The 6,221-nt window shown below is 69.2% G+C and carries 8 protein-coding genes; 1 reads left to right on the top strand and 7 read right to left on the bottom strand.

Annotation, left to right across the window (positions count from 1 at the left end):
- The 7 genes from PKE44_RS07625 to hemB all read right to left on the bottom strand — a co-directional run.
- On the bottom strand, window positions 1-437 hold a 437-nt coding region (locus PKE44_RS07625; RefSeq protein ID WP_324549710.1), incomplete at its 3' end, for a hypothetical protein.
- 47 nt (window positions 438-484) lie between these two features.
- Complete coding sequence (locus PKE44_RS07620) at window positions 485-1,024, bottom strand: PilX N-terminal domain-containing pilus assembly protein (RefSeq protein ID WP_324549708.1); 540 nt, start codon at window positions 1,022-1,024, stop codon at window positions 485-487.
- A complete protein-coding gene (locus PKE44_RS07615; protein ID WP_324549706.1) occupies window positions 1,021-2,076 on the bottom strand; it encodes a PilW family protein in 1,056 nt (351 codons plus the stop codon). Before PKE44_RS07615 ends, PKE44_RS07620 begins: the two co-directional genes overlap by 4 nt.
- Window positions 2,043-2,498 (bottom strand): type IV pilus modification protein PilV, encoded by a 456-nt coding sequence (pilV, locus tag PKE44_RS07610; protein ID WP_324549704.1) that lies wholly within the window; start codon window positions 2,496-2,498, stop codon window positions 2,043-2,045. The genes PKE44_RS07615 and pilV overlap by 34 nt, the downstream gene beginning before the upstream one ends.
- Window positions 2,499-2,579: 81 nt before the next feature.
- Window positions 2,580-3,149 carry a GspH/FimT family pseudopilin gene (locus PKE44_RS07605; protein WP_324549702.1) on the bottom strand — a complete coding sequence of 190 codons (570 nt, stop codon included), beginning with the start codon at window positions 3,147-3,149 and terminating at the stop codon, window positions 2,580-2,582.
- Window positions 3,150-4,198: 1,049 nt separating this feature from the next.
- The gene (locus PKE44_RS07600) at window positions 4,199-4,867 is read right to left on the bottom strand and encodes a hypothetical protein (protein WP_324549700.1); all 669 of its coding nucleotides are present in this window, start codon (window positions 4,865-4,867) and stop codon (window positions 4,199-4,201) included.
- The gene (gene hemB, locus PKE44_RS07595) at window positions 4,867-5,877 is read right to left on the bottom strand and encodes a porphobilinogen synthase (RefSeq protein WP_324549698.1); all 1,011 of its coding nucleotides are present in this window, start codon (window positions 5,875-5,877) and stop codon (window positions 4,867-4,869) included. The genes PKE44_RS07600 and hemB overlap by 1 nt, the downstream gene beginning before the upstream one ends.
- A gap of 161 nt (window positions 5,878-6,038) precedes the next feature.
- Here hemB and PKE44_RS07590 point away from each other — a divergent pair.
- Window positions 6,039-6,221, top strand: a 183-nt coding sequence (locus PKE44_RS07590; protein ID WP_324549696.1) for a hypothetical protein, incomplete at its 3' end; no start/stop codon positions are given.

Raw genomic sequence — 6,221 nt, 5'->3', positions numbered from 1 at the left:
CGGCCGCCGTAGAGCACCTTGCGCACCACGTCGATGCGCGCCATCGACACCCAGTTCAGGAAGTTGCCGCTCCAGGTCGTGCCGCTGCAGTAGTGGTCGCTGCTCGCTGCGGCCGGCTCGAAGCGCTGGTTCGTCGTGTCGTAGGAGTAGCACTTCAGGCTGTCGAAATAGCCGTAATAGGTGATCGCGTTTCTGTACGTGGTGTCGGCCACCCCGTCGCTGTCGAGGTCGGAGTAGTCGTCGTAGGCCTTGTAGAACAGCGTGTGGTCCTTCGACATCGACAGCAGCACCAGCGGCTTGCGCGGCGGTGCCTGATAGATCGGGGCCTGAGCGAGATTCAGCGCCGCAGCCGGCCCCGGCAGCAGCAGGCCGGCGAACAGCAGCAGCAGGACGCACAGGGACGACGGTTTCGGCGGGCGGATGCAGCGGACGGACATCGGATACCTTCCCGCCGGGCCGGCCCGGCCGGTCGTTTCTGGTTGGTTTATTCGGTGATGTAGATCGACTGCAGCACGACGACGCCGGCGCCCGAGCCACCGGTCGCCCGCGCCGTGACCCGCCAGGTCGAGGTCGAGGCATCGAGCTGCTCGATGATGTAGCGCGGGTTCGCGGCGAGCGGACTCGTGCTGCCCGAGGGCGGCGCCACGGCGATCGGCACCGAGTTGCCGTCGCCCCAGCCGACGCGCTTCCAGACCGGCGTCTGGGCGCCGCTCGCCGCCGTGTACCAGCCGGCCGCGCAGTTGCCGGCATCGGCGCTGCAGAGCACCGGCACGCTGCCCGCGGCCACGGCATTGGCGAGCGCCGACTCGCCGCCGCGCAGCGCCGCCTCGGCGGCCTGGAAGGACAGGTTGCGGTCGAGCAGGTTGCCGGCCATGCGCTCTTCGAGCGCGGTGTTGCGCTGCGCCGACAGCGCGATCAGCGTCGCGACCACCAGCAGGATCAGCGTCATGATCAGCACGGCACCGCGCTCGCGGCGCGGCGCGCGCAGCGAAGCCGGGGAGCGGAAAAACGGAGTGGCGTTCATGGCAGGCGGTTGCGGATCGCGATCGTGGCCGTGAAGGTCCGGCGCAGGCGGCGGTCGCTGCCGCTGACACCGTTGATGGTCACGGCCTGCGCGCTGTCGGTGATGCCGTCGTCCGGGCTTTCCAGCGTCATCGTCACGCGCAGGCCGACGATCTTCTGCCAGTTATCGGCATCGGCGCTGATCACTGCAGCCGTCGCGTAGCGGCTGGCGTAGTCGCCGTTGCTGCCGTCGGCGAGGCCGTAGAGCACCTGCAGGTCATCGACGCCCGGGATCAGCTCGACCGGCGTCGCGCTGCCCTGGCGGCGGTACAGCGCCGGGCGGCCGTCGCTGCCGGCGGCGACGTAGTACGAATACGTGGTCAGCTTCAGCGCCAGTCCGCCGACGTAGCGCGCGCCGAGATCGGCACTGGCGTTGCCGGGCGAACCGGCGCCGGCGGCGTGCGCGAGCGAGGCGACCGGCGCGGCCCCGGCCGTGACGCCGCTCACCTGGAAGATCGCGCCTTCCGAGCAGTCGGCCGCCGCCAGCAGCACGAAGTCGCCGCTCGCGAAGCCGCTGCCGTTATCGAGTGTCACGTCGGCGGAGGTGCTGGCCTGGGCGCTGACGCGCGTCTGCGGCGAGGACTGCGCACCGCGCAGCGTCAGCACGTCGGTGCCGCGGTACGGCGCCGGAAAGCCTGAAGGCAGCGTCGGTGACCACGACACGCCGCTCGCCTCGAAGCCGTCGACCGGCTGTTCGAACAGCCATTCGTAGGTCGTCGCGCTGTTCAGCACGTTGGTGAGCGGGGCGGCCACCGGCAGGCAGGCCATGAAGCCGGCCTGGCGGCCGTCGCGGGCCATCAGCTCGAAGGCCAGCCGCGCGTTCTCCTGCAGCCGCGCCCAGGCTTCCTGATGCTGGTAGACGGCGCGGTTGGCAGCGTAGACGGCGAGCGCCCCGGCGACGATCAGCAGCCCGAGCGCCAGCGCGAGCATCATCTCGATCAGCGTGAAACCGCCGGCGGCGCAGCGTGGCGCGCGCGCGTTCAGAAGTCGGTGGTTATCAGGAAGCTCGCCCATTGCGTCCCGTCCCCCGATCGCGAATGGTCCCAGCGCACCGTGACGGTGACGCGCGTGCCGCTCATCTCGACCTTGCCGTCGCCGGCCGGCAGCGCGCCGAGCGAAGCCTTCCAGCGCGCCAGGTCGAAGGCCGCCATCTGTGCGCCGGAGCAGCTCGTCGCCTCGCAGTCGGTCGAGGCGGTGGCGGCCGCGCCGTAAGCGCTTGCGTAGTTGCCGGCGCGCACCGCATCGGCGTTGGCGCGCATGCGCTCCAGCAGGTCGTTGGCGGCGAGCGTCGCCAGGCTGCGCTGGTAGGCGGTCTCGACGCTGCGCAGCCCCGAAAGATGCAGCGCCGCCATGCCGAGCAGGCCGATCGCCGCGATCAGCAGCGCGACCAGCACCTCGATCAGCGTGAATCCCTGCACCTGCCGCCTGCCGTCCACGCCCGCGTCCCCCGTCCCCGATGCGGACGCCGGACCTGCCGGCCCGGCGACGCGCCTGCCGTCATCGCCGGCACCGGCTCATCACTCGCAGCTGTCGCTGCCGGAAGGCTGCTTCGCCACCGCCCGGCCGGCGGCAGCCACGTCGATGATGCGGCCGTGGCTGATGCCGCGCTCGTCGCAGAGCCGCAGCTGGCCGAAGCTCGCGGTCGCCATGCCGATGCCGTCGAAGCTCAGGTGCGCAGCGAGCGTGACGTTGTTCGCGCGCAGCGTGTAGCCGCTCGCGAGCGCCGGGCTCCTGCGCAGCACGCAGTCGGCCGGCGTCGAGCAGTCGCTGCTGTCGAGCACGCCGGAAGCGTCGTTGTCCCGGAAGCTGATCCAGCCCTGCTCCCAGCCGCCGCTGCCGGCGCAGCTCGTGCCGTCGGTGCTCGGGCAGACGGTGACGGTCTGGCCGCGGCGGATCGCCTCGGTGCGTGCCAGCGCCAGATCGGTGATCAGCTCGTTGGTCCGGGTGCTGACGCCGTTGTCGCGGATCGTCGACAGGAAGGAAGGAACACCGATCGTGGTCAGGATCGCCGCCACGGACAGCACGACCATCAGTTCGACCAGCGTGAAGCCGTCCTGGCGGATGCGGGGGCAGTGCGTGGCGTTCATTTCATTGTTTCGGGCGGGTTTGCCGCCGCGATCCTCGTTATGGGTCAGGTGCCGTTCCGGTTCGTCGAAATCTTGACACCCGATACTGAGCATCAAATCCGGGCGTCGAATCGTCGAAAGTCCGTCACCCGAAACATTAACTAAAGGATAATCTGCCTGATCTCCCTGGCGGAATCCAGTGTCACAGCGTTTTACAGCCGCTGCAGCCGATGCGCGCTTCCCGCTGGCATCCATCGGCTTTCCGACCCTGTCAGCATGCGTAACGAAACGATCTTCAGCCAATCACCAATCGTCAACTCGGTAACGGAATGTGGCGCACGGGCTTCCAGGAATGCATGGCAGGCCGTGCCCGGCCCGCAGACCCTTGCTCCCCGCACGGCACCCATGGCAGACCACCCGCAACCCGGACAAGCGGCCGGCACATCCAGGCATTCCCATAAAAAACAGTGTTTTACAAAACAGGCCGCCATCCTCCGAAAGCAGCCGCCATCGGGTCCGGCCAAAGCCGTGACGGCCGGCAGCAGTGCGCCGGCCACCGGTCACCGCCCTGTCGCCCCGGCCCGCTCCCGGCACCGGATTCCTCCGTCACGGACGGCGCACACGGACGGAATCCATCCATGGCCGCAAGCCGGATGGCATTCGAGCGCATTACGATCCGGCGCGGATTCCTGCAATCCCCTGCCTTTCACCAGGACCGGAAAATTCCGCATCCGCACCGTAATGCAATCCTCTGCATTTCCGGCGATGCCGGACTTCCGGCATGCGACGCCCGGAATGCCGGCCACAGATCAGCACGTCGTCCTTTCCAAACCATCCCGCTCGCACGGAGAAATCTGGCGAAAGGAATGATGCCGATCACACGTGAATGCGCGGTTGATCCCCCTCTCCCCAACCCATCCCCCGCGAGGAGGGAAGGGCTGAAAAGACCGGGTGTTCAGCCGGGATCGGCGTGATCGCACCGGCAAACGAAACCGGCAGCCGGATGGCTGCCGGTCGCAGGTCGAGGCAGGCCGGACGGATGCTGCCGGCCTTTTGTGCCGGCAGCAGAGCTATTGCCCGGACGGCGGCCGGTACTGCGCGCGCCATTGCGCGTAATCGGCCGGCAGCAGGTAGGTCAGGATCGACTTGCCGTTGTCCTGCCGGAACAGATCGAGCGAACGCGCCGGATACAGCCAGTGCACGCCGTCCTTCTCGGCCAGCTTTTCGGCCGGCTCGCCGAAACGGCTCCGGATCACGTCCTCGTCGAGCCGCACCAGCGGCGAATAGGTGAGGCCGATGATCGGCAGCGCGATGATGGCGTGGTCGTCGGTGCTCGCCGGGATGTACTGCATCGAGCCCGACGGCGTCGGATCGCCCTTGCCGGCACGCGCGATCATCGCATCGAGCGCCTCCTGTCCGGCGCCGAGACGCAGGATCAGCTTGGTCGTCAGGCCGCCGAGCTCGATCTCGCGGTAATAGGCTTCGAGCACGCTGCGGCCGTCGGCCTGCCGGAACAGGCCGAGTTCGACGCTGCGCCCGAGCCGCGGCAGCACGTCCTGCAGGCGCGTCTCGCCGAGCCGGATGCCGAACACCGCCGGCACGCCGTGCGCGTCGGTTTCGACCTGCCAGGGCAGGTCGGTGCCGGGCACCGACGGCTTGCTGCCCGGTGCGAACAGCGGCACGGTCAGCACGCCGAGCACGAGTGCCGCCGCGCCGATCCACAGCCCCGGCCGGCGCATCAGCCGCGTTCCCGCAGATCGGCGGCGACGCGTTTCGCGAAATACGTCAATACGGCATCGGCCCCGGCGCGCTTGATGCAAAGCAGGGATTCGGCGATCACCGCTTCGGCGAGCCAGCCGTTCTGGATCGCCGCCATCTGCATCGCGTATTCGCCGCTGACCTGATACACGAAGGTCGGCACGCCGAATTCGCTCTTCACGCGCCGCACGATATCGAGATACGGCATGCCCGGCTTGACCATGACCATGTCGGCGCCCTCGTCGAGATCGAGCGCGACTTCGCGCAGCGCCTCGTCGCTGTTCGCCGGGTCCATCTGGTAGGTGTATTTGTTGCCTTTGCCGAGCGCGCCGGCCGAACCGACCGCATCGCGAAACGGCCCGTAGAAACTCGATGCGTACTTGGCCGAATACGCGAGGATGCGCGTATGGATGTGGCCGGCGGCTTCGAGCGCATTGCGTATTGCGCCGATGCGCCCGTCCATCATGTCGCTCGGTGCCACGACATCGGCACCGGCCTCGGCGTGCGACAGCGCCTGCTTCACCAGCACCTCGATGGTCTCGTCGTTCATCACGTAGCCATCGGCATCGACCAGACCGTCCTGGCCGTGGCTGGTGTACGGATCGAGCGCGATGTCGGTGATGACGCCAAGCTCCGGGAAGCGCTCCTTCAGCGCCCGCACCGCACGCTGCGCGAGCCCCGCCGGGTCGTACGCGCTCGCGGCATCGAGGCTCTTGGCCTCGGGCGCGGTGACCGGGAACAGCGCCACCGCCGGCACGCCGAGCGCGACCAGCTGTTCGGCCTCGCGCAGCAGTTCGTCGATGGTCACGCGCTCGACGCCGGGCATCGACGCCACCGCCTCGCGCCGGCCGTGACCCTCGATCACGAACAGCGGCTGGATCAGGTCATCGGTCGTCAGCACGGTCTCGCGCACCAGCCGGCGCGAGAACTCGTCGCGGCGCAGGCGGCGCGGACGGGCGGCGGGGTGGCGGGACGGGAAGGTCTGCGGCATGTCGGCAACACTCCGGGGCGGCAACGGCGCACAAGGGCGCGGAGTTTGCCACGCACGCCGGCCGGCGGCGTGACGCGGCGCAGCACCAGCCCGCCCGGCCGGTGCATATAGTGATGCCGACGGGTGCATGCCTGCCCCGCACCGCCGGATCGCCGCTGCCGATGCCACTGCTGCTGTCGCTGTTCCTGATCATCCTCGGGGCCATCACCGGCGCCGAGGCCACCCGCGATGACGCCGCCGGTGCCGTGCTCGGCGCCACGCTCGGGCTGACGCTCGGCCTGCTGCTCGCCCTGCGCCGGCGCGTGCAGCGGCTCGAAGCCCGGCTCGATGCGCCCGGCACCGGC

The sequence above is a fragment of the Plasticicumulans sp. genome (assembly GCF_035331805.1).
In the GTDB taxonomy this organism is placed as follows: Bacteria; Pseudomonadota; Gammaproteobacteria; order Competibacterales; family Competibacteraceae; genus Plasticicumulans.
The sequence above is the reverse complement of the archived record's forward strand: the minus strand, read 5'-3'. Positions and strand labels throughout refer to the sequence as shown.